24 protein-coding genes are annotated in these 21,866 nt (G+C 68.8%); 8 read left to right on the forward strand and 16 right to left on the reverse strand.

The annotated features are described in order from the left end of the window. Window positions 1–24 precede the first annotated feature (24 nt). The gene (locus ACZ1DY_RS04975) at window positions 25–219 is read right to left on the reverse strand and encodes a ferredoxin (RefSeq protein ID WP_126735249.1); all 195 of its coding nucleotides are present in this window, start codon (window positions 217–219) and stop codon (window positions 25–27) included. A gap of 8 nt (window positions 220–227) precedes the next feature. Beyond that, window positions 228–1,442 carry a cytochrome P450 gene (locus tag ACZ1DY_RS04980; RefSeq protein WP_257489155.1) on the reverse strand — a complete coding sequence of 405 codons (1,215 nt, stop codon included), beginning with the start codon at window positions 1,440–1,442 and terminating at the stop codon, window positions 228–230. Window positions 1,443–1,660: 218 nt separating this feature from the next. Here ACZ1DY_RS04980 and ACZ1DY_RS04985 point away from each other — a divergent pair, with 218 nt between their 5' ends. Next, window positions 1,661–2,299: a TetR/AcrR family transcriptional regulator gene (locus tag ACZ1DY_RS04985; RefSeq protein WP_257489154.1), complete on the forward strand. Its 639-nt coding sequence runs from the start codon at window positions 1,661–1,663 to the stop codon at window positions 2,297–2,299. A gap of 251 nt (window positions 2,300–2,550) precedes the next feature. Here ACZ1DY_RS04985 and ACZ1DY_RS04990 read toward each other — a convergent pair whose 3' ends face one another. The 5 genes from ACZ1DY_RS04990 to ACZ1DY_RS05010 are packed head-to-tail and all read right to left on the reverse strand — an operon-like array spanning window position 2,551 to window position 7,637. Further along, a complete protein-coding gene (locus tag ACZ1DY_RS04990; protein ID WP_465483722.1) occupies window positions 2,551–3,417 on the reverse strand; it encodes an aldehyde dehydrogenase family protein in 867 nt (288 codons plus the stop codon). Further along, window positions 3,410–4,843 carry an aldehyde dehydrogenase family protein gene (locus ACZ1DY_RS04995; protein ID WP_465483723.1) on the reverse strand — a complete coding sequence of 478 codons (1,434 nt, stop codon included), beginning with the start codon at window positions 4,841–4,843 and terminating at the stop codon, window positions 3,410–3,412. Before ACZ1DY_RS04995 ends, ACZ1DY_RS04990 begins: the two co-directional genes overlap by 8 nt. 3 nt (window positions 4,844–4,846) lie before the next feature. Further along, window positions 4,847–5,821 carry a deoxyribose-phosphate aldolase gene (deoC, locus tag ACZ1DY_RS05000; RefSeq protein ID WP_126735244.1) on the reverse strand — a complete coding sequence of 325 codons (975 nt, stop codon included), beginning with the start codon at window positions 5,819–5,821 and terminating at the stop codon, window positions 4,847–4,849. A 19-nt stretch (window positions 5,822–5,840) separates the two neighbouring features. Beyond that, window positions 5,841–7,001 (reverse strand): serine hydrolase domain-containing protein, encoded by a 1,161-nt coding sequence (locus ACZ1DY_RS05005; protein WP_465483724.1) that lies wholly within the window; start codon window positions 6,999–7,001, stop codon window positions 5,841–5,843. 24 nt (window positions 7,002–7,025) lie between these two features. Continuing rightward, window positions 7,026–7,637 carry a DUF1707 SHOCT-like domain-containing protein gene (locus ACZ1DY_RS05010; RefSeq protein WP_126735368.1) on the reverse strand — a complete coding sequence of 204 codons (612 nt, stop codon included), beginning with the start codon at window positions 7,635–7,637 and terminating at the stop codon, window positions 7,026–7,028. Window positions 7,638–7,742: 105 nt separating this feature from the next. On the opposite strand from ACZ1DY_RS05010, the gene ACZ1DY_RS05015 reads away from it, so the two are divergent. The 4 genes from ACZ1DY_RS05015 to ACZ1DY_RS05030 all read left to right on the forward strand — a co-directional run bounded on the left by ACZ1DY_RS05015 (window position 7,743) and on the right by ACZ1DY_RS05030 (window position 10,791). Next, window positions 7,743–8,186, forward strand: a complete 444-nt coding sequence (locus tag ACZ1DY_RS05015; protein WP_465483725.1) for a protein-tyrosine phosphatase family protein — start codon at window positions 7,743–7,745, stop codon at window positions 8,184–8,186. Window positions 8,187–8,204: 18 nt separating this feature from the next. Next, complete coding sequence (gene upp / locus ACZ1DY_RS05020; protein ID WP_034304667.1) at window positions 8,205–8,828, forward strand: uracil phosphoribosyltransferase; 624 nt, start codon at window positions 8,205–8,207, stop codon at window positions 8,826–8,828. Between the two features lie 92 nt (window positions 8,829–8,920). Beyond that, window positions 8,921–9,514: an RNA polymerase sigma factor gene (locus tag ACZ1DY_RS05025; protein ID WP_257489789.1), complete on the forward strand. Its 594-nt coding sequence runs from the start codon at window positions 8,921–8,923 to the stop codon at window positions 9,512–9,514. Beyond that, window positions 9,511–10,791, forward strand: coding sequence for a hypothetical protein (locus tag ACZ1DY_RS05030; protein ID WP_465483726.1), 1,281 nt, complete (start codon window positions 9,511–9,513; stop codon window positions 10,789–10,791). The genes ACZ1DY_RS05025 and ACZ1DY_RS05030 overlap by 4 nt, the downstream gene beginning before the upstream one ends. Before the next feature lie 274 nt (window positions 10,792–11,065). On the opposite strand, the gene ACZ1DY_RS05035 is transcribed toward ACZ1DY_RS05030, so the two are convergent. Then, the gene (locus tag ACZ1DY_RS05035) at window positions 11,066–11,659 is read right to left on the reverse strand and encodes a TetR/AcrR family transcriptional regulator (RefSeq protein ID WP_126735240.1); all 594 of its coding nucleotides are present in this window, start codon (window positions 11,657–11,659) and stop codon (window positions 11,066–11,068) included. A gap of 84 nt (window positions 11,660–11,743) precedes the next feature. Between ACZ1DY_RS05035 and ACZ1DY_RS05040 the strand changes: the two genes are divergently transcribed. From ACZ1DY_RS05040 to ACZ1DY_RS05050, 3 genes are read left to right on the forward strand one after another with little or no spacing between them, the layout of a single operon-like run. Then, a complete protein-coding gene (locus ACZ1DY_RS05040) occupies window positions 11,744–12,145 on the forward strand; it encodes a MerR family transcriptional regulator (protein WP_126735239.1) in 402 nt (133 codons plus the stop codon). Next, window positions 12,142–13,125 carry an aldo/keto reductase gene (locus tag ACZ1DY_RS05045; protein ID WP_257489148.1) on the forward strand — a complete coding sequence of 328 codons (984 nt, stop codon included), beginning with the start codon at window positions 12,142–12,144 and terminating at the stop codon, window positions 13,123–13,125. Before ACZ1DY_RS05040 ends, ACZ1DY_RS05045 begins: the two co-directional genes overlap by 4 nt. Window positions 13,126–13,151: 26 nt before the next feature. Then, window positions 13,152–14,153: an aldo/keto reductase gene (locus tag ACZ1DY_RS05050; RefSeq protein WP_465483727.1), complete on the forward strand. Its 1,002-nt coding sequence runs from the start codon at window positions 13,152–13,154 to the stop codon at window positions 14,151–14,153. 48 nt (window positions 14,154–14,201) lie between these two features. Here ACZ1DY_RS05050 and hisS read toward each other — a convergent pair whose 3' ends face one another. The 8 genes from hisS to ACZ1DY_RS05090 form a co-directional block, all read right to left on the reverse strand. Beyond that, entirely contained in the window at window positions 14,202–15,488 is a 1,287-nt protein-coding gene (gene hisS / locus ACZ1DY_RS05055) for a histidine--tRNA ligase (RefSeq protein ID WP_257489146.1), read from the reverse strand. A 10-nt stretch (window positions 15,489–15,498) separates the two neighbouring features. Next, on the reverse strand, window positions 15,499–15,891 hold the full coding sequence (locus ACZ1DY_RS05060; protein ID WP_465483728.1) for a hypothetical protein: 393 nt from the start codon (window positions 15,889–15,891) through the stop codon (window positions 15,499–15,501). A gap of 314 nt (window positions 15,892–16,205) precedes the next feature. Then, window positions 16,206–17,396 carry an amidohydrolase family protein gene (locus tag ACZ1DY_RS05065; RefSeq protein ID WP_465483729.1) on the reverse strand — a complete coding sequence of 397 codons (1,191 nt, stop codon included), beginning with the start codon at window positions 17,394–17,396 and terminating at the stop codon, window positions 16,206–16,208. Beyond that, window positions 17,393–18,526 carry an MAB_1171c family putative transporter gene (locus ACZ1DY_RS05070; RefSeq protein ID WP_465485824.1) on the reverse strand — a complete coding sequence of 378 codons (1,134 nt, stop codon included), beginning with the start codon at window positions 18,524–18,526 and terminating at the stop codon, window positions 17,393–17,395. The genes ACZ1DY_RS05065 and ACZ1DY_RS05070 overlap by 4 nt, the downstream gene beginning before the upstream one ends. Continuing rightward, complete coding sequence (locus ACZ1DY_RS05075; RefSeq protein ID WP_126735233.1) at window positions 18,523–19,044, reverse strand: hypothetical protein; 522 nt, start codon at window positions 19,042–19,044, stop codon at window positions 18,523–18,525. Before ACZ1DY_RS05075 ends, ACZ1DY_RS05070 begins: the two co-directional genes overlap by 4 nt. Next, window positions 19,041–19,433: a helix-turn-helix domain-containing protein gene (locus tag ACZ1DY_RS05080; RefSeq protein WP_126735232.1), complete on the reverse strand. Its 393-nt coding sequence runs from the start codon at window positions 19,431–19,433 to the stop codon at window positions 19,041–19,043. The genes ACZ1DY_RS05075 and ACZ1DY_RS05080 overlap by 4 nt, the downstream gene beginning before the upstream one ends. 338 nt (window positions 19,434–19,771) lie before the next feature. Continuing rightward, window positions 19,772–20,224: a flavodoxin family protein gene (locus ACZ1DY_RS05085; RefSeq protein WP_126735231.1), complete on the reverse strand. Its 453-nt coding sequence runs from the start codon at window positions 20,222–20,224 to the stop codon at window positions 19,772–19,774. A 1-nt stretch (window position 20,225) separates the two neighbouring features. Further along, the gene (locus ACZ1DY_RS05090) at window positions 20,226–21,863 is read right to left on the reverse strand and encodes a phospho-sugar mutase (RefSeq protein ID WP_465483730.1); all 1,638 of its coding nucleotides are present in this window, start codon (window positions 21,861–21,863) and stop codon (window positions 20,226–20,228) included. Window positions 21,864–21,866: the final 3 nt, after the last annotated feature.

A 21,866-nucleotide genomic window follows, 5' to 3' on the forward strand; every position in this document is an offset into this window, starting at 1 on the left:
AACGCCACTCACGACCCCCACGCCTCACGCAAGCGACAAGGCCTGCCCCGGGCAGATGTGCACGGCGGTGCGGGCGTTCTCCTCGGCCTCTTCGCCTTCGGGCTCGGCGTTCAGCACGATGACCGTCCCGTCGTCCTCGCTCTGGTCGAACAGGTCGGGGTCGGTGAGCACGCACTGGCCCGCGCCAACGCACTTCCCGGTGTCCGCGATGATCTTCATGGCTCCTCCTACCAGGTGACCGGAAGGGCGTGGAGGCCGTAGATCGTCGAATCGTGCTTGAACGGCAGTTCGTCGACCGGAACGGCGATCCGGAGGCCCGGTACTCGCCGGAACAACGTATCGAAGACGATCTGGAGTTCCAACCTCGCCAAGTTCTGCCCGAGGCATTGGTGCACCCCGAATCCGAAGGCGACGTGATGGCGCGCGCCGCGTTCGATGTCGAAGGTGTCCGGGTTCTCGAAGCCGTCAGGATCGTGGTTGCCGGCGTTGCTCAGGCCGACGACGCCTTCACCCGCGCGGATGAGCGTTCCGCCGATCTCGACGTCCGCCGTGGCGAAGCGTGAGGTCGCCGTCTCCGCGATGGTGAAGACCCGCAGGAGTTCCTCGATCGCGGCGAGGGTCTTGCCCGGGTCCGCCTTGATCTTCGCCAGCTGGTCGGGGTTCTCCAGCAGGGTCACCGTGCCGAGCGAGATCATGTTCGCCGTGGTCTCGTGCCCGGCGATGAGCAGCAGGAACGCCAGCCCGACCAGTTCGCCGTGGTCGGCCTCGCCCGTTTCCCGTTGCTTCAGGATCTGACGGCCGAGGAGGTCGTCCTCGGTGGCGTTCGCTTCCTTCTTGGTGACGAGCTCGTCGAGATAGTTCTCGAGCGACTCGAAAGCGGTCATCCGTTCTTCGGCGGTGACCTCCCGGCTGAGCATCCTGGAACTGCAGGACTGGAAGAACTCGTGGTCCGAATAGGGGACGCCGAGCAGTTCGCAGATCACCAGGGACGGAACCGGCAGGGAAAGCGCCTGGACGAGATCGGCGGGTTTGGGTCCGGCGAGCAGGGCGTCGAGATGTTCGTCGACGATCTGCTGAATTCGCGGTTGAAGCGCTTTCATGCGCTTGACGGTGAATTCCCCGACGACGTCCCGCCTGGCCCTGCTGTGTTCCGGCGGGTCCATCGCGATGAGGGACGGGCGGAACGGCTTGTCCTCGCGGCGGATCTGCCGCGCGACCATCAGCGGGAACGACGGACTCTGCCGGTCGGAACTGAAATGCGGGCTGCTCAGCATTTCGCGGATGTCTTCGAGCCGGGTGAGTGCCCAAGCCGTTTGCCCGGAAGGGAGACCGACCCGGGAAACCGGACTTTCCCGGCGAAGCCGCTCGTATTCGGGCGGCGGCGAAAACGGGCATTTCCGGGCCAGTGGCAAGGTCGCGGTGGTTTCCTCGACGTCGGTCATCGGGTTGTCCTTCCCCAGATGTCGGGTGGGTTCGGGCGAAATCGGACAGGGGGCCCCAAAAAACGTATGCGGATGGATTCATTCCGCTTATGTCACCAAGGTACTCAAGCGGAGGCGGGTCGTCCACTCGCGAAGGGGTGGTTTCCCGGGAGGCGTGAAGGGCACGCCCTTACGTGCGAGAATCACGGCCCTGAAGGACCCTTCGAGAGGCGAGGATCATGACAGCCGACCCCGAGACCCGCTTGCGCGCCGACGCGCGCCGGAACCGGGATCAGATCCTGGCCGCCGCGAGAGTCATCTTCGCCGCCCAAGGCGCCGAGGTCCCGATGGAGGAGATCGCGCGCTCGGCCGGTGTCGGCGTCGGCACCCTGTACCGGCGGTTCCCGGACCGCGACGCGCTGATCCGGGCGGTCGCCGTCGACAACTTCGACCGGGTCCTCAGGGACGCGAAGGCCGCGAGGGATCAGGAGGCCTCGGATTGGGAGGCGCTGATCCGGCTGCTGCACCAGTCGATGGAGTTGCAGCTGAGCATCCAGCTCGCGATGGTGTCGCCCCGGGCGCTGGCGATCCTGAAGAGCGATCCCGCGATCAAGGCCCTGCGTGACGAGCTGCTCCTGGTCATGGACGCCTTCGTCCGGGGAGCGCAGGCGGAGGGCAGGCTCCGGACGGACGTCGCCACCGGCGACGTCGCCATCCTGTTCGCGACGTTGCTGCGGCAGATGCCGGGCAAGGGCGAGGAGGTCGCGCGGATGGCGACGAGGCGATGCATCGGGATCATGATCGACGGCCTTCGGGCCGTCGGCACGAACGAGCCGCTGCCGGGGCGGGCGCTGACCGGGGCCGATCTGGATCCGTGAGGTCTTGGCCGGCCGTGATGCGGGTTGCGAAAGCCACTTTCGCAACCTTCAACGTTGCGAAAGTGGCTTTCGCAACGCCGGCGGTCGTCGAGCCATGTCGCGAAAGCCACTTTCGCGACGTCTGATGTCCTGAAAGTGGCTTTCGCGACACTGGTGCGACCCCGACACCGTGAAGGCCTCCTTCAAGACCGGCAAAGGAGTGAAGGAGGCCTTCACGGACTTCAGGTGTCCAACTGTCCGAAAGGGGTGGGTCAGACGCCCAGCGGGTGCCAGACGGTCTTCGCCTCCAGGTACCGCCGCAGCCGCGCGATATCGGCGTCCGCGGTCCAGTCCGGCTCGGTGTCCGGAACGGTCAGGACCCGCTTCACGGTCCCCGCGGCCTCCCGCGCCAGATCCGCCCGCGCGGACGGATCGGCACCGGTCGGGTCGAGGGCGTTGACGTCCCCGTGCGACGCGAGCCACGAGCCCAGCTCCGACGCGCGGCCGGTCAGGATGTTCGCGACCCCGCCGGGCAGGTCGGACGTCGCCAGGACCTCCGAAAGCGTGATCGCGGGCAGCGGCCGGTCCGCGCTGGAGACGACCACCGCGGTCGAGCCGGTCGCCAGCACCGGCGCCAGCACGCTCACCAGGCCCAGCAACGACGACTGCTGCGGCGCGAGCACGCCCACGACACCGGTCGGTTCCGGCACGGTGAAGGAGAAGTACGGGCCCGCGACCGGGTTGGCCCCGCCGAGCACGGTCGCGATCTTGTCCGTCCAGCCCGCGTACCAGACCCAGCGGTCGATCGATGCGTCCACAATGGACTGAGCCTTCTTCGCTGCGACGCCTTCGGACGCCGAAACCTCCGTGACGAACTGGTCGCGGCGGCCTTCCAGCATCTCCGCCACCCGGTACAGCACCTGGCCGCGGTTGTACGCCGTCGCCGCCGACCAGCCGCCGAAAGCCTTGCGGGCGGCGGAAACCGCGTCACGGACGTCCTTGCGGGACGCGTGCGAGGCGTTCGCCAGGAACTTGCCCTTGCTGTCGGTGACCGGGTACACGCGGCCGGATTCCGAGCGGGGGAACTTGCCGCCGATGTAGAGCTTGTAGGTCTTCGCCACCGAAATACGGTCAGACATCGAGGTAGGCCTCCAGTCCGGTGCGTCCGCCTTCGCGGCCGAAACCCGACTCCTGGTAGCCGCCGAACGGCGCGGCGGGATCGAAGCGGTTGAACGTGTTGGCCCAGACGACGCCGGCGCGGAGCTGGTTCGCCATCCAGAGAATGCGCGAACCCTTCTCGGTCCAGATTCCGGCCGAAAGCCCGTACGGCGTGTTGTTCGCCTTGGTGACGGCCTCGTCCGGAGTGCGGAAGGTCAGCACCGAAAGCACCGGCCCGAAGATCTCCTCGCGGGCGATGCGCATCGACTGCTGGACATCGGAGAACACGGTGGGAGCGAAGAAGAAACCGCGTTCCGGCACCGGGCACGGGCTGGTCCAGCGCTGCGCGCCCTCGGCGTCACCGGACTCCACGAGTCCCTTGATCTTCGCGAGCTGCTCGGCGGAGTTGATCGCGCCGATGTCGGTGTTCTTGTCCAGCGGGTCGCCCAGCCGCAACGTCGAGACGCGGTAGCGCAGCTTCTCGAGCAGCTCTTCGGCGATGGACTCCTGCACCAGCAGGCGCGAGCCCGCGCAGCACACGTGGCCCTGGTTGAAGAAGATCCCGTTGACGATCCCCTCGACGGCCTGGTCCAGCGGCGCGTCGTCGAAGACGACGTTCGCCGCCTTGCCGCCCAGCTCCAGCGTCAGCTTCTTCGCAGTGCCCGCGATCTGGCGCTGGATGGCCTTGCCGACCTCGGTCGACCCGGTGAAGGCGACCTTGTTCACGTCGCCGTGGCCCACCAGCGCGGCGCCGATGTCCCCCGCGCCGGGCAGGATGTTCACCACGCCGGGCGGGAGTTCGGCCTGCTGGCAGATCTCCGCGAACACGAGCGCGGTCAGCGGCGTGGTCTCCGCGGGCTTGAGCACCACGGTGTTGCCGGTGGCCAGCGCGGGCGCGATCTTCCAGGCCAGCATCAGCAGCGGGAAGTTCCACGGGATGACCTGGCCCGCGACACCGAGCGGCTTCGGGTTCGGGCCGTAGCCGGCGTAGTCGAGCTTGTCGGCCCAGCCGGCGTGGTAGAAGAAGTGCGCGGCGGCCGTCGGCACGTCGGAATCGCGCGATTCCTTGATCGGCTTGCCGTTGTCGAGGCTTTCCAGCACGGCCAGTTCCCGAGACCGCTCCTGGATCAGGCGCGCGATGCGGAACAGGTACTTGGCGCGTTCGGAGCCCGGCATCTTGGACCAGACGCCTGTGTACGCCTTGCGTGCGGCCTTAACCGCACTGTCCACATCGGACACCGACGCGGTGCCGACCTCGGCGAGCACCTCCTCGGTGGCCGGGTTGATCGTCTTGAGCGGCTCACCCGAGCCGTCGACGAATTCGCCGTTCACGAACGGCCGGTAATGCGGTTTGAGGTTCGCGAGGTCGCGCGATTCGGGCGCGGGCGCGTACTCGAAGATGCCCATGGATCAGTCCACCGTCACGTAGTCGGGACCGCTGTAGTGGCCGTCGGCCTGGGTGCGGCGCTGCAGCAGGAGGTCGTTGAGCAGGCTGGACGCCCCGAACCGGAACAGATCCGGGTTCAGCCACTGCTCGCCGGCGACCTCGTGCACCGCGACCAGGTACTTGATCGCGTCCTTGGTCGTCCGGATGCCACCGGCCGGTTTGACGCCGCGCAGTTCACCGGTCTGGACGAACCAGTCGCGGACGGCCTGCAGCATCACGTGGGTGACCGGCAGCGTCGCGGCGGGCGAGACCTTGCCGGTGGAGGTCTTGATGAAGTCGCCGCCCGCCAGCAGCGCGAGCCAGGACGCGCGGCGGACGTTGTCGTAGGTGGCGAGCTCACCGGTTTCGAGGATGACCTTGAGGTGAGCGCTGCCACAGGCGGCCTTGATGGCCTGGATCTCCTCGAAGACCTCCAGGTACCGGCCTTCCAGGAACGCGCCGCGGTCGATCACCATGTCGATCTCGGCGGCGCCGGCGTCGACGGCGATCTTGGTGTCGGCCAGCTTGATCTCGCGGCTCGTGCGGCCGGCCGGGAAGCCGGTGGCCACACTCGCGACGTGGATGCCGGTGCCGCGAAGCGCCTCGACAGCCGTTTCGACCATGTCCGGGTACACGCACACGGCCGCGACCCGCGGGGTGTCCGGGCGTTCCGGATCCGGCCGCATGGCCTTCGCGGCGAGCGCACGGACCTTGCCCCGGGTGTCGGCGCCTTCGAGGGTCGTCAGGTCGACCATCGAAATGGCGGTGTCGATCGCCCAGAGCTTGGCGGCCTTCTTGATGCTGCGCGTGCCGAGTCCCGCGGCCCGCTGCTCGACGCCGACCTGGTCGACACCAGGCAGCCCGTGCAGGAACCGGCGCAGGCTCGCCTCGTCGCGAGTCGCGTCCGCCAGCGGCGACGGGGTGTCCGTCGCCGCTGACGAGCTGGTCGTAGCTGTCATACGGGTGAGTGTAAGCGGCCTACAGGCTGGGCACCGGGGCCTGGGCGGCCGCCCTGGTCGGGACCACCGGCGAGCAGAACTCGGAGATCATCGGTAGCTGACGTTTGAGCGCGGCCTCCGGCGACGCTGTGAGGTCCACGGTGGCCAGCGTGGAGATGTTCTTGCCGGAATCGTCGTGGAAGCTGAGGGTGGCGAACCCCGGCAGATCGCCGCCGTGTCCCCAGACGGAGATGTCCTCGGCGCAGGCGCCCGCCGTCTTGAGGTTCAGCTTCATCAGGCCGAGGCCGTACTCCATGCCGCCGCCCACCGGGACCGTCTTCCTCATCTCGGCCACCAGATCGGCGGGCAGCAGGCGCCCGCCGAGCAACGCCTCGAAGAAGCGGTTGAGGTCCTTGGCCGAAGACACCATGCCGCCCGCGCCGAAGTAGCGCGAGTAGTTGTAGGTGGTGACGTCGGTGAGGCCGCGCGGCGCGTCGTACAGCTGCTCGTAGCCGCGGGCTGCCGGGCGGAGCAGGAACGGGAGGTCGCGGGGGAGCGAGGTGTCGCGCAGGTGCAGAGGCCCGGTGACGCGCTCGGCGAGCGCGCGTTCCAGCGGCTTCCGGGTGACCTTCTCGACCAGCAGGCCGAGGACGTTGTAGCCGGTGTTCGAGTACGCCCAGCCCGTTCCGGGTTTGAACTGCAGCTGCTGCTTCGTGACGCTCAAGCGGATCTGGTCGTCGCTGTCGAAGTGCTCGAAGCGTTCGGTGTCGACCTCCGGCCCGGACGCCCAGGTGTCCTCGGGGGCGAGATCACGCGGTAGACCGCTGGTGTGCTGCAGCAGCTGGCGGACGGTGATCGGCTCCGGATACGGCAGCAGCCCAGGCAGGTAGCGCCGCACGGGCTCGTCCAGCCCGACGCGCTTTTCCGCCACGAGCTGCAGGACCAGCGTCGCGACGAACACCTTCGACACACTCGCGATCCGCCAGCGGCCCGACGCGTCGGGCTTGCCCGGCCGGTCGATGTCCGCGACGCCGCTCACGCCGCGGAATCCGTCGGAGACGGCGACCATGCCGGGGATGCCCGCGGCGACGGCCGCGTCCATCGCGGTCTGGCGCGGATCGGCGTCCTCGGCGGCCACCGCCGGGAAGGCGGTGACGGAAAGCGTTGCGGCACAAACGATCGCGACGAAACTTCGGCGCATCGGACCATCCCCCCCAGTGTGTGTTCAGCCTTCGATTCCAGGCACGTCCTTCTTGCGTGGCTTCCGCTTCACGACGACCCCACCCCAGAATGCCAGGCCGGTGACCTTCACGGTGGGCGCCGTCGGCGGCGCCGGGGGAGTCCCGGCACGATCCTCCAGTTCGAAGGCGCCCATGAAGCCGATTCCGGTGACGTCCACGTTGATGTCGTCGGGCACGATGATGTCGATCCCGCCCATGATCGCGACCGCGGTGATCGTCGAATGCTTCTCGGCGAACCGCGCGTGCCGCAGGTCGAGCTCGGCGCCGCCCCAGAACGCGAAACTGTTGTGCTGCGGCGGGACCACCCAGCTGCCCTTGCGCGACGCGCCCGACATGACGGCGATCGAGGCGCCGGAGCCCGGATGCCCGCCGATCCGGTCGTCGGGCAGGCCCAGCGCGCGCGAGGTCGCCGGCTCGATCGCCGACCGCGAATGCTGCGGCAGATCCGCGGTGACCGGTTTGAGGTCTCCGACGGTCTTGGCCGCGTAGACGACGGTGAGCCGTTCTTCCAGCTCGTTGATGGTGATGCGCCCTTCGGACATCGCCGCGTGCAGCACCTGCGCGACCTGCTCGCGGTCGGCGTCGGAGATGCGCATCTGTTCGGGGCCCGGCAGGGCCGGCTCTTCACTCACCTGGAGGAGCCTAGCGCCGAGGAGAAGGCCAAGCGTCCATCTTCTGGTCGACAGTGGCATCCTCCGGTGATGGGGAACTCACTACCCGGCGCCGTCGAGCTGCCGGATGGGATCAAGGTGCGCGGACGGGGCCTGGGTCGCCCCTGGCCAGAAGGGCCCTCGCCGGATTTCGGACTGTATTTGGGCGGCGCGAAGCTGCGCCGGAAGCACGATCACAAAATGGACTGGGAGCGGGCGTGGATCCGCTGGCCCGACTTCCTCCTGCCGACGGACTGGGCGGACGCGCGACGCCGGATCGTCGACCTGCACACCCGGGCGGCGGCGGGCGAAGGCGTCGAGGTCGCCTGTTACGGCGGAGTGGGGCGGACCGGCACGGTGCTGTCCTGTCTCGCCACCCTTTCGGGGCTGAGCGCCGACGAGGCGGTGGCGTGGGCGCGGGCCAACCACGACAAGCGTTCGGTGGAGACGCCCTGGCAGCGCCGCTGGGTCGGCTGGTTCGCGCGGCAGACGTGACGGGCTAAATTGACCGGCATGGATGTGCACGTCGTTGATCACCCGCTGGCCAAGGCCAGGCTCTCCACCATGCGCGACGCGCGCACAGACAGCGCCGCCTTCCGCGCGGCGCTGCACGAACTGACCGTCATGCTGGTGTACGAAGCCACGCGCGACATGCCCGTGCGGATCGAGCGGATCCACACCCCGGTAGCGCGCACCGACGGCTACGCGCTGGCGAGTCCGCCGCTGCTCGTGCCGGTGCTGCGGGCCGGGCTCGGGATGGCGGACCAGGCGCACAAGCTGATCCCGGACGCCCAAATGGGCTTCGTCGGTCTCGCGCGCGACGAGGAGACGCTCAAGCCGACGCCGTATCTCGAGTCGCTGCCCGAATCGCTCGCCGACCGGCCGGTGATGGTGCTCGACCCGATGCTGGCGACCGGCGGGTCGATGGAGTACACGATCCGGCTGCTCACCGACCGCGGCGCCACCGACGTCACCGCGATCTGCGCGCTGGCGGCTCCCGAAGGCATCGAGCATCTGAAGAAGACCGGGCTGCCGCTGCGGGTGGTGACCGCGAGCATCGACGAGCGGCTGAACGACTCCGGGTTCATCGTGCCGGGTCTCGGTGACGCCGGGGACCGGCAGTACGGGGCCGTCTGACGCCGCCGGATCGCGTTTAGCCCGCTAAACGCGATCCGGCCGGTTCGCAACAACTCCGCCGTCGCCGGCCACTGACAGATGTGACCAGAACAGTGACCGGAACGGTGGGGGTGCCGGTGGACTCGTGCGAACCTCCTCCCGACAGGAGCGACACGGAGCTTTGGCGGGCGGCCGCGGGCGGTGACCACGCGGCGTTCACCGAGCTGTTCGAACGGCATGTGCAGCCGGTGTGGAACCACGCCTACCGGCTCACCGGATCGTGGGCGTCGGCCGAAGACCTGACGTCGACGACGTTCCTCACCGCTTGGCGACGCCGGGCGGACATCACGCTCATCCGCGACAGCGCGTTGCCCTGGCTGTACACCGTCGTGGGCAACCTCGCGCGCAGCGAACACCGCAGCACCGGGCGGCGGCTCCGGCTCGTCCGGCGCCTGCCGGAGCCCCGGTCGGTGTCCGACCACGCCGACAGCGTCGTCGACCAGCTCGACGGCGAAGACCGCCTTCGGCAGGTGCTCGCCTTGGTCGCGAAGCTGCCGAAATCGCAGCGGCAAGCCGTCGAACTCTGCCTGCTCGGCGATCTCTCCTTCGCCGACGCCGCCGAACTGCTCGGCGTCGCCGAGGTGACCGTTCGCGCCCACATCTCGCGGGCCCGTACGCAGCTGCGGGCCGCCCTGGAGGAGAAATGACCGACGACCTCGGCCTGCCCGGCAGGCGCGAACTCCCCCCGGAAGTGCTCGACAACCTGCGGATGTCCCTGCGCGAGGGAATGGGAAAACCCGAACGGCGGCGATGGCCGATCGTCGCAGCCGCGGCCGCCGTCGTGCTGGTCCTCGCGGGCGCTCTGGTCACGACCGTGCTCATCCGGGAACCGGACGGGCAGGGTCCCGTCGTCGCGAACCCTGACTTCTCCCTCGACTGGCCGAAGGCGGAGGAGGCGATGAACCGGTGCTGGGCGGCGCTCCAGTCTCACGGCAGGGCCGGTGGCTTCTCCGCCCGTGAGGAATGGATGCCACAGTTCACCGTCGCCCCTTCTTGGACGTCCGTGACGGTGGTCGCGGTGCGCGCCGGCGGCAAGGTCTTCTTCTGTGAGACCACGTCGATCACGGCGACGGTGTCCGATCCGGACGCCGCCCCCACCTACGCCACGGGGACCAAGGCCGCGGCACTGCTGATGAGCCGCGCCGGAACGGTCGCCGGGGTGGCCGACCCCGGCTGGGAGAAGATGGAACTCTTCAGCCGGACCGCCGATTCGACGGCCTCGTCCGAGGTGCCGATCTTCCGGAACGGGAACCTCTTCGTGGTGCTTTCGCAGTCCAAACCCTCGCGGACCACGTATTCGGTCGGGCCGTATACCGGCGAGCCGGGCGACGGCGTCAACGTCGCTCCGCACGGCCTCCGGCCCGCGCCCGAACCGGCTGTGACGGTCATCGATCGCATCCCGCCCGTGGTGCCGGACCGGAGCACACCGGCGGGAATGTTCTTCCAGACCTGCGTGGAGGGAGCGACCGAACCGCTGCCCGACGTCGATGTGTACGAGACCGGGACGCTGCTCGAAGGCGATGACGTCAAGGTGGTCGTCGCCCGGTTCGGCGACAGGTTCGTCGTCTGCCAGGGCGGGCTCGGGTATCGCGACGGAACGAGCGAGTACTACCGCGTCTTCACCCAGCCGGACGCCGCCCCGCGGTCAGTCGGCAAACTGTCGACCGAAACCCTCGGCGGATCCGAGCAGGGTGGGGCCGGCAGCGCGAAGAGCCCGTTCATCGGGATCGTTCCGCGGACCGCGGCGACGGTGAAGCTCGATTTCGGGGCGGGCAAGAAGGTCGACGCGGTCGTCACCGACGGGACTTTCGCGGTCTGGCGCCCGGAGCTCCCCGGGGCGATGGACCCGAATGGGCAGGTGGGCGTGGTCGTCCTCGATGCAGAAGGGAAGACACTCCACGAAGGCACCCTTCCGCTCTACTGACCTGCGTTTAGCGGGCTAAACGCGATCCGGCCTGCTTGGGGTGCACGGGAAGTACATGAAGGGGGCCTTCACGGAGCTAGGCGCAAGGGTGGGGGCCTTCATGTACTTGGGCGTGGCCGGGCGGACCTGCGTTTAGCGGGCTAAACGCGATCCGGTGACGGCTGCCGAGGTGGTGAAGGCCTCCTTCGCCCGTGAAGGTGGGCAAGGAGGCCTTCACGGCATCCGCAGCGGGGGGCAGTCCAGCACAGATCGCGTTTAGCCCGCTAAACGCGGGTCACCGGCGCAGCCAGCCGGAGGCGTTCACCCGCAGCGCGGTCTCGTAAGCCGTGCTCACGGTGTACTGCTCTGGAAGGTTCCCGTTCAGCTCCAGCGACACGAGCCCGTGCACGAATCCCCAGCAGGCCACCGTGACGACCTCGGGCGGCACGTCGAGGAAGACGCCGTCGGCGACGGCCTTGCGGATCGTCCCCTCCAGCGGCGCCATCGTGGCGCGGGCTCGCTCGGACATCTCCTCCGCCGGTTCGAAACCCGGCACCGACTTCGTGAACATGATCGCGTAGAGATGCGGGTCGGCCAGCGCGCTTTCCCGGTACGCGACGCCGAGCCGCACCAGGTCCTCGACCGGGTCGCCGCTCAGCGTGACCCCGGCCATCCGGCGGCCGAAGCGGCGGAAGCCCTCGGTGAACAGGGCGCTGACGAGGTCCGTTTTCCCGCCGAAGAGTGAATAGACCGCGGTGGTGGACGTGCCGACGTCGGCGGCCAGTTTGCGGAGGCTCAGCGCCTTGGGGCCGTCGGCCGAGATGAGCTCACCGGCGCGGTCCAGCAGTTTCAGCCGGAGGTTCTCGTCGTGCGTCCTGGGACGGGGCATGCGCGGAGGGTATCGCAACGCTGTTATCGATCGCTCGGATTCGGAGTTGACCTGGAGCGCACTCCAGGTCGTAGTGTCGTTCGCATGAGCTACTCGATAGCGGAAGCCGCGCGACGTAGCGGACTGTCCATCGACACTCTCCGGTACTACGAGCGCATCAAACTCGTCGAGCCCCCGGCGCGGGACGCGGCCGGGCGCCGCGCCTACAGCGATGACGACCTCGGGTGGCTGGCGTTCCTGACCAAGCTCCGCCTGACCGGCATGCCCATCAAGCGGATGCGGGAGTACGCCTCCCTGCGCCACCACGGGGCGGCGAGCGCGGGCAGGCGCAAGGCGATCCTCGTCGACCAGCGCAAATCGGTCGCCGACCGGATCGCCGAGCTGCAGACCTGCCTCGACATCCTCGACTACAAGATCGACCACTACGACCAGGTGGAACGCAAGGTGCTCGGCACCGGAGCCACCGTGGAGGGAATTTCAGCGTGATCAGCACCAGGAGGCTCGGCGGCCTGGAGGTCGGGGCCCAGGGTCTCGGCTGCATGGGGATGAGCCAGGCCTACGGCGTCCGCGACGACGACACGGAGTCGATCGCCACCGTCCACCGCGCCCTCGAACTGGGCGTGACCCTGCTCGACACCGCGAACGTCTACGGCGCCGGAGCGAACGAAGAGCTCGTCGGCCGCGCGATCGCGGGCAAGCGGGACCAGGTCGTCCTGGCGACCAAGTTCGGCATCGTCTGGGATCAGGACGGCGGGATGTCCGCGCGCGGCGACGCGGCGTACGTCAAGCAGAGCTGCGAAGAGTCCCTTCGACGGCTGAACGTCGACCATATCGACCTGTACTACCAGCACCGGGTCGATCCGAACACGCCGGTCGAGGAGACCTGGGGCGCGCTCGCGGAGCTGGTCCAAGAGGGCAAGATCCGTTACGCCGGGATCTCCGAGGCCAGCGCCGAGACGATCCGCCGCGCCCACGCCGTCCACCCGGTGACGGCGTTGCAGAGCGAGTGGTCGCTGTGGACTCGCGGCATCGAAGGCGAGATCCTCTCGACCGTTCGCGAGCTGGGCATCGGCATCGTGCCGTTTTCGCCGCTGGGCCGCGGTTTCCTCACCGGTGGCGTGACGTCGGTGAAGGAACTTCCGGCGGACGACCTGCGCCGCGGGCTGCCCCGGTTCGCCGAGGGCAACTTCGAGCGCAACATGGCGATCGTCGAGGCGTTGCGCGCGCTGGCCGAGCAGAAGGGCGTCACCGCCGGGCAACTCGCGCTCGCGTGGGTGCAGGCGCAGGGTGACGACGTCGTGCCGATCCCGGGCACCAAGCGCCGCAAGTACCTCGAAGAGAACGCCGCCGCGGCGGAGCTGAAACTGTCCGAAGTGGACATCGAAGCCATCGAAAAGGCCGCGCCCGCCGAGGCGTTCGCCGGTGAGCGTTACCCGGAGCGGCTCGCCCGCGCCGCCGGTAAGTAAAACCCCACAGAATTGCGAGAGAGATCATGACGGGTTCCACCCTGCCCACCCGCAGGCTCGGCACGCTGGAAGTCGGCGCGCAGGGGCTCGGCTGCATGGGCATGAGCGAGTTCTACGGCCAGGGCGACGACACCGAATCGATCGCGACGATCCACCGCGCGATCGAACTGGGCGTCACCCTGATCGACACCGCCGACATGTACGGCTTCGGCCGCAACGAGGAACTGGTCGGCCGCGCCTTGGCGGGTAAGCGGGATCAGGTCGTGCTGGCGACCAAGTTCGGCATCGTGCGCGACGAGGCGGATCCCGCGAAACGCGGGATCCGGGGCGACGAATTCTATGTGCGCCAACAGGTCGAGGCTTCGCTTCGCCGGTTGAACGTCGACCACATCGACCTCTACTACCAGCACCGCGTCGACCCGGACGTGCCGATCGAGGAGACCGCGGGCGCCCTGTCCTCGCTGGTCGAGCAGGGGAAGATCCGGCACATCGGGCTGTCCGAGGCCGGTCCGGACACCATCCGGCGGGCGCACGCCGTGCATCCGGTGACGGCGGTGCAGACGGAATGGTCGCTGTGGTCGCGCGACATCGAGAACGAGGTCGTCCCGGTCTGCCGTGAGCTCGGCATCGGGCTGGTGCCGTATTCCCCGCTGGGCCGCGGTTTCCTCACCGGCCGCTTCAAGTCCAAAGAGGACTTCGCGGACGGGGACTTCCGGCAGACGACGCAGCCTCGGTTCGCCGAAGGGAATCTGGAACGGAACCTGGCGATCGTCGAGGCGTTGCGCGCGCTGGCCGAGCAGAAGGGCGTCACCGCCGGTCAACTCGCGCTCGCGTGGGTGCAGGCGCAGGGTGACGACGTCGTGCCGATCCCGGGCACCAAGCGCCGCAAGTACCTGGAAGAGAACGTGGCTTCCGTCGGCCTGAAGCTGACCGCCGAGGACGTCGCCGCGATCGAGGCGGCGGTCCCGGCCGACGCGGTCGCTGGGGAACGCTACCCCGAAGCGGCCATGCGCCTGCTGTCCCGCTGAACACGGCAAAGCCGGCGCCCCCGTTCGAGGGGCGCCGGCTTTTCGTTGTCAGAGCAGGGAATTGACCGCGTCGACGACACCGTCGACGGCCACGGTCTGCTGTTCGCGGGTCGCGAGCCCGCGAACGGTCACGTTTCCGGCGTCCCAGTCTTCCTGGCCGACGATCACCACGGCACGGGCCCCGGCCTTGTCCGCCCGGGTGAGCTCCTTGCCCAGCTTGCGGAGCTCGACGGGCGTGGACGTGCGCAGCCCGGCCTTCCGGAGCCGTCCGGCGACCTCGCGCGAGGCGTCGGTGAGCTCTTCGATCACCGGGATCACCACGACGTCGACCTCGCTGCGCGGCTTCGGGGTGAGGCCGTGGGTGTCGAGGAAGTCGATCAGCGTGACGTCGCCCATGCCGAAGCCGATCCCGGGGATCTGCTGCGACGTGAACAACGACGCCAGGTCGCTGTACCGGCCGCCGCCGAAGAGGGCGCGACGGTTCTCCGGAGAGGTGTCGAAGACCTCGAACACGGTCGATGTGTAGTACGCCAGCCCGCGCACGATCATCGGATCGAACGTGATCAGGTCCGCGGCGCCGCTGTTCAGCACCTTGACCAGGTTCGAGTTCTCCTTGACCTGCTCCGGCAGCTCGTCGAGCAGGGCCGCGCCGGAGGTCAGGATCTCGGTCAGCTTCTCGAACTGCTTGTCGGTCAGCCCGATCTCGGCGGCGGTGTCGCTCAGCTTCGTGCGGTCCGACTTCTCCCAGCGGTCCACCAGGGTGAACACCTGCGGCAGCTGCTCCGGGGTCACGCCGACGATGTCGGTGAGCGCCGAAGAGAGCAGATTCCGGTCGTTGGCCCGCACCTGGAACATGTCCGGCGTGGCGCCGAGCGCGCTCATCATGTCGTGGACGAGCTCGAAGATCTCGATCTCGCAGTTCGCGCTGTCCGAACCGAAGATGTCCGCGTTGATCTGCCAGTGCTCGCGGACCCGCCCGCGCTGCGGCCGCTCGTAGCGGTGGCAGTTCGGGTGGCTGTACCAGCGCACCGGGAACTGCAGCGATTTGGCGTTGCCCGCGATCATCCTGGCGACCGACGGCGTCATCTCCGGGCGCAGCGCCAGCCGCTCGCCGCCCTTGGTGGTCAGCGTGTACAGCTGCTGGTCCGCGATCTCCTGCCCGGACTTCCGCTCGTAGATCTCGGCGGGTTCGAGGATCGGCCCGTCGTAGCGGAGGAAACCCCGGAGTTCGAGCACGTCGTAGAGATGGCCGAACACCTGCGTCCGGACGGACATCTCGGCGGGCAGGAAGTCGCGGGTCCCCTTGGCGGGGGCTGTCGGCAGGTATTCAGGCACGTCAACAAGCTTAACCAGCGAAGGCGACGCCGTACGCGGTGGTCAGAATCGCCGCTCCGAGCAGCACCGCACCGGCACTGGTGACCCGCCCGCCGAGCTTGCCCTTGCCCGGTGCCAGGTGCAGGAAGAAGCCGCCGGACTGGGCGAGCACGCCGAACAGCAGCAGGAAGCAGACGATCCACAGCGCGGTGCTCGGGAGCCCTGTCTGCCCCAGGATCTGCAGCGCGACCAGCGCGAGAACCAGCAGGACGCCGGCGTGCGCGTGGCCGGCGCGGAACATCCCGCGCTGGTGTTCGGTCAGTTTCCGGTCATGCAGGACACCCATCAGCGCGTAGCCGCCGTACATCACCGTGGGCAGGGAAACGAGCGCGATGACGGTGAAGAGCCTGATCGGGCCTTCCATGGTTGTTCCTTTCGCCGCAGGGGAGGCCAATGATAACACTGTTTTAAAACGCTGTCACCAAAGTTGTCGTCCCGCTTTCGGGAGCCGGTCGGGTTGGTCGTGAGTGGCGATTCAGGTTCTCTTGCCGTCAAGACGCTGCCGGGTGTGGCGAGGGGGACTTTCGCTGCATCGGACGCGGGGATCCCCTGTGTCCCCCGCGGCCGCGGTGCTGGTGTCGCGAAAGCCACTTTCGGGACATCAGGCGTCGCGAAAGTGGCTTTCGCGACACGTCTTGTCCACGAGCCACCCGTCGGCGCCGAGTAGGCCGGACTCGATCAAGCCGAGCCGCTCGCCACCACTCCGCGCGAAAGGACCAGACGAACGTTCCGGAGCGCGGAAAGGTCGGCGAGCGGATCGCCGTCGACCACCAGGACGTCGGCGCTCAAACCGGGGGCGAGCCGCCCGGTGACGTCGGAGAGGCCGAGCCCGGCGGCGGAGTCCTCCGTCGCGATTTCGAGGATCCGGCGCCTGCCGAAACCGAGCCATTCGTAGAGTTCGAGGGCGCCGACGGGATCGTCGAAGACCGACCCGGGCAGCCCGGCGTCCGTCCCCGCCAGCAGCGGGACACCCAGTTCCTCCAGCCAGGACAGCCGTCCGTAGACGGTCTTCGCGAGTTCCTCGCCCATGCGCTCGGCCAGCATCCGCCAGTTGCGGCTGCTCGTCGAACACGCCGCGATGCCCTCGGCGGCCATGCGCTTGGCGACGCCCTCGCGCCGGTCCTGGCGCTGGGGCCCGGTCATCCAGGTGCAGTGCTCGATCGTGCGGACACCCGCCTCGACCGACGCCTCGATCGCGTCGGAGCCGTGGGCGTGCGCCGCGACCGGGAGCCCGTGGCGCGCCGCGTGCTCGACGATCAGCCGCAGCGCCCGGACGTCGAACTGCGATTCCCACATGTCCGCGCCGCCCTCGGTGATCTGGCCGCCGCTGGCCATCACCTTGATCACGTCCGCGCCGGCGGCCGCGTTGGCGTCGATCACGGCCCGGATCGCGTCGTCGCCGCCGACCTCGCCGCCGAAGAAATGGCAGTGTCCTTTGAGGACGGTCAGTGGTGCTCCCGCGGTCAGCAGGCGCGGCGCGGCGGATCCTTCGAGCTCGGCTCGGACCCGCGCGCCCAGCGCGTCACGATCGCCGAGATCCCGCACCGTCGTGACGCCGCTGCGCAGCAGCTGTCCCAACCGCTCCTTGGCGCCCGCTCGGAGGGTGTCGTCGTCGCTCGCCAGGAAGTTCGGCAGCATCTCGCGGGATGCGTCGAAGGCCAGGTGCACGTGGGCGTTGAACAGGCCGGGCAGCAAAGTCGCACCGGGGAAGTCGAGCCGTTCGGCGTCCGGCGACGACTGGGCCACGACCTCGGCGCGAGGGCCTGCCGCGAGGATCCGGCCACCCTCGACGAGAACCGCGCCGTCTTCGACCGGCGTGCTCGGGCGCGGCAGGACGCGGCCGGCCGTCAGCAGCAGTTGTGCGGTCATGCCTCGCTCCTGGAGACGGCGGCGGACAAGGCGAGCAGCGGCCGGACGTCGGATTCGATGTCGGAGGCGCCGCCCGGGAGCACGAGTTTCGCCCGCCCGTCGGTCTCCTCGCCGGCGGTCTGCCTGGCGATCGCCGTCTTCAGCGCTTCCGCCGCCGCCCGCGGATCGTCGGCGGCGAGCGCGGTGAGATCCGTTTCCAGATAAGGGCTCAGCTGCACGAGCCCGTCCCGGATCTCGATCACGCGACGGTAGTACCGGCGGTGGACCGTACGCGGGCGCCACCGCTCCCACCTGCCCTGTGGCGTGGTCCGCAGCACGATGTTCGGGTAGACCCCGGCCAGTGCGGTCCACAACGGGGTGAGTTCGTCGTGGTGACGCCGGTGCTGACGGCGGCGTCGTAGCGCGGCGAACCGCGCACGGGCGCCGGGATAGGTGATCCCGGCCAGGAAGAGCACGATCCCGAGGAGTACCAGCGGGACGGCGACGGTGAGCAGCAGCGGGATCGACGGCCCGAACGCCCACGCGATCACGATGTAGAGCGCGCGGAACACACTGCCGACGGAAAGGCAGATCAGCCCGGCGGCGCTGAGTTTCAATCCGGTCTTCAGATGGCGGTCCGCGGTGCGGATGTAGCGGAAGATCCACCAGGCGCAGGCGGAGAGGCCGTAGATCAGGTAGATCCCGGCGCCCAGGTAGAACAGCGCCACGCCGGGGATGTGAACGAGCTTCGGGCTCAGCGCGAGCCCGCGCACCTCCGGCGGGGTAAGGGACATGGCGACCAGCATCAGCGCGATCGCGCCGGACAGCGGGATCAGTTCGAACAGGACGCGCTTCGGGCGGCGCGGGCCCAGCGCGGAGCCGAGGAAGACGATCAGCAGCGCGCACACCCCGATGGCGAGCAGGATGTTGTTGACCAGGCGGCCCGTGCCCTTGCCGGTCAGGCCGTCGAGCCAGGCGACGATCACCTTCTGCTGGGCGAGGAAGGAGCCGGCGACGCAGACGATCGTGATGGTGATCGCCCAGTTCGGCAGCAGCCGCGGCGCCCGGTACGTCTGATAGATCCGCCAGGCGAGCGCGGTCGCGAACAGCACCATCGCCACGACGTTGATGGGGGAGAACAGTGAGGTCACAGCCACCCTTGATGGTCGCCCAGCGCGCCTTGGACACGGCGGACGTCATCGTCGTCGGCGCGACGGGGAATCGTGTAGTTCAAGACCGACGCCCATTCGAGGATGATGGTCGCCACGGTCTCGGCTTCCCATTCGTGCGCCTCATCGTAGGAGGTGCGGCGTAAGGCGCGGTGTACCGCGTCGCCGTCGAGCCCGGTGGCGGGGCCACGCAGGAAGTCGGCGGGTTCGGCGTCGCCGCCGGGATGGTGATCGGCGAGCATATGCCCGAGTTCGTGCAGGATGATGTGATCCTGGTGGGACTTCGTGGTCTCCTGCTGGAAGAAGATGTAGTCCGCCGAACCGGTGGCGATCCAGCAGCCGAACGGGCCGGGGACCTCCAGCGGATACGGCATCAGCCGGATCGGCCTGCCCCGCTGTTCGCCGAGCCGCTCGCAGAGCACGCCGACGTCGAGCGGCGGCTCGATGTCGAGCTTGTTCAACATCTTGCGGCAGCGTTTGCGGAGCTCCCGTTCCTTCATCGGCTTTCGTCCGGCTGGTCGCGCTCGGCCCGTTCGTATCGCTCGACGAGCTCCAGCAGGTCCATCACCTGGCGACGGCCCTGCGGGGAAAGCTCCTGCGCGCGCATGGCCATGAGCTTCGCCTCTCCGACGGGCTGCGCTTCCTGGTCTTCGAAGAAATAGGTGATCGGAACGCCGAACAGTTTCGCCAGCGCCTCGACGTAGTGGATCTTCGGATTGACGCGTTTACCCGTGGCGAGCTGCTGGAGGTACGCGGGCGACATGGTGGGCCCGCCGGCGCGATCGATCGCCGCGGACAGCTCGCGATAGCTGTGCGGGGCGCCTTCGTTCGCGCGCGCCGAATCGATCAGCGCGCTCAGTTTCTGGGCGAAGGTCTGGTACGGCGACATGACCCCCCATCCGTTCACTGGTCCCGTTCCGTAGTGGGAGTGTAACGCGATACAGCCTGTCCGCAGCTGTTGACAGCGCATGTATGCAGTGGTTTACAGTTGTCAAGCGGTTTCGTGCCGTGTCCGGTCTCTCACTCCGGAATCCGTGCCCTGGGGGTGTACGGACGCCGGAGTGAGAGCCGTTGTTCCCGGTGGGTGCACAAGATCGTGCCGGATGTAGTACGCTGAGGCGGCCAAGGTCGATCGCCGTCACGGCGAACCCTTGGTCTCGGCCTGTTGCCGGAGGTCGACCCCCAGGGCTTCCGGTGACAGGCCCCTTACTTTTCTCCCGAAACGCGTCAGGGCATCAGGGTGGCGGCCAGGGTGCCGCCCAGTTCGAAACAGGCTTCCAGTTCCGCTTTGCCCGGTTCGCCGGTGACGAGCACCGGGGAAGCCGCGCTCTCCCACCCGAGTCCGGTCGTGATGGCCTCGATCCCGCGCACGGTGCCGGACGTGTCGTTGTTGCCGTGCACGAAGAACCCGAACGGCCGACCGCGCGTGGAATCCAGGCACGGGTAATAGACGGTGTCGAAGAAATGCTTCAGCGCGCCGGACATGTACCCCAGATTCGCCGGGGTGCCGAGCAGGTAACCGTCGGCCTCCAGGACGTCGGGCACGGTCGCGCCCAGCGCCGCGCGGCGCACGACGTCGACGCCCTCGATGTCCGGATGGTTCGCGCCGGAAAGCACGGCTTCGAACATCGCCTGCGTCGAGGGCGACGGCGTGTGGTGGACGATCAGCAGCTTCGGCATGTCAGGCCAGCCGGGACTCGATGTCGGTTCGCAGCGCGGACAGCCGCGCGTCCGCGGCCGCGCGCGCCTCGGCGAGATCGCCGGAGACCGGCTCCTTGATCTGCAGGTACGCCTTCAGCTTCGGCTCGGTCCCGGACGGCCTGATCACGACGCGCAGGCCCTCGCCGGTCAGGCGGAGGACGTCGGCGTCGGGAAGGAGGTCCTCCATCGTGACGTCGGTGCCGCCCAAGGACACCGGGGGAGTGGCGCGCAGGCCTGCCATCAGCCGCTCCCGCACCGACAGATCGGTGACCCGCAACGAGACCTGATCCGTCACGTGCACCCCGTGCTTCACGGACAGCTCGTCCAGGACGTCCAGTGGCCCGCGGCCGGCGGCGCGCAGGGACGCGGTCAACGACGCGGCGAGCACGGCGGCGGCGATGCCGTCCTTGTCGCGCACGAAACCTGGGTTCACGCAGAGGCCGAGAGCTTCTTCGTAAGCGAAGACGAGCCCTTCGCCCGCGCGGACCAGCCATTTGAACCCGGTCAAGGTCTCCGCGTAGCGCGCCCCGGATTCCTTCGCGATTTCGCCGAGCATCGACGACGACACGATCGTCGTGGCCACCAGCGGATCCGTACTATCCACAGTGGACAGAACATGCCAGCCGAGGAGGACACCGGTTTCGTCGCCGCGCAGCATCCGCCACGAACCGTCCCGCTCGCGCACGCCCAGCGCGCAGCGGTCGGCGTCGGGGTCGAGCGCGATCGCCAGCTCCGCGTCCACTTCGGACGCCAGCGCCAGCAAAAGGTCCGTCGCGCCCGGTTCCTCCGGATTCGGGAAGGCGACCGTCGGGAAGTCGGGATCGGGTACGGCCTGCTCGGCCACCAGGTGGAGGTCGCCGAAACCGGCGCGTTCGAACGCGGCGCGCAGGGTCTCCGCGCCGACGCCGTGCAACGCCGTCGCGGCGATCTTGACCTCGCGCTCCGGGCCACGCGGCAGAAGCGCGACCTTCGCGAGGTACGCGTCCAGGAGTTCGTCGCCCAGCACCTCGGCGCCCGGCTCGCGGGGCACGCTGATCGCCGGGGGAGCGGCTTCGATGGCCCGCTCGATGAGCCCGTCCGATGGCGGGACGATCTGTCCGCCGGACGCGTCGTAAAGCTTGTAGCCGTTGTCGGCCGGGGGATTGTGCGACGCGGTGATCTGGATGCCCGCGACCGCGCCGAGTTCCAGCACGGCGAACGCGAGCACCGGGGTGGGCAGCGGGCCGGGCAGCGTCTTCACCGCGAACCCGGCGGCCGTCAGCACCTCGGCGGCGGCCTTGGCGAAGGCCTCCGAACCGTGCCGCGCGTCGCGGCCGACCACCACGGCCCCGCCCGAATGTCCTTGCGCGGCCAGCCAGGCCGCGACCCCGGCCGTGGTCCGGGTGACGACCGCGACGTTCATCCCGTTGGGGCCCGCGCGCACCGGGCCGCGCAGCCCGGCGGTGCCGAATTCGAGCGGGCCCGCCATCCGGTCCGCGAGCTCGTCCGCCGCACCGGCTTCGCCGCCCATCGCCCGCGCGAGGATGTTCTGCAGCTCGACGCGGGAATCGTCGTCCGGGTCGTCGGCGATCCAGCGGAACGCCCGATCCCGCAGCTCCGAAGTCAAGGAAGTCGTCACCGA

This window comes from Amycolatopsis sp. PSD-21 (assembly GCF_055561455.1).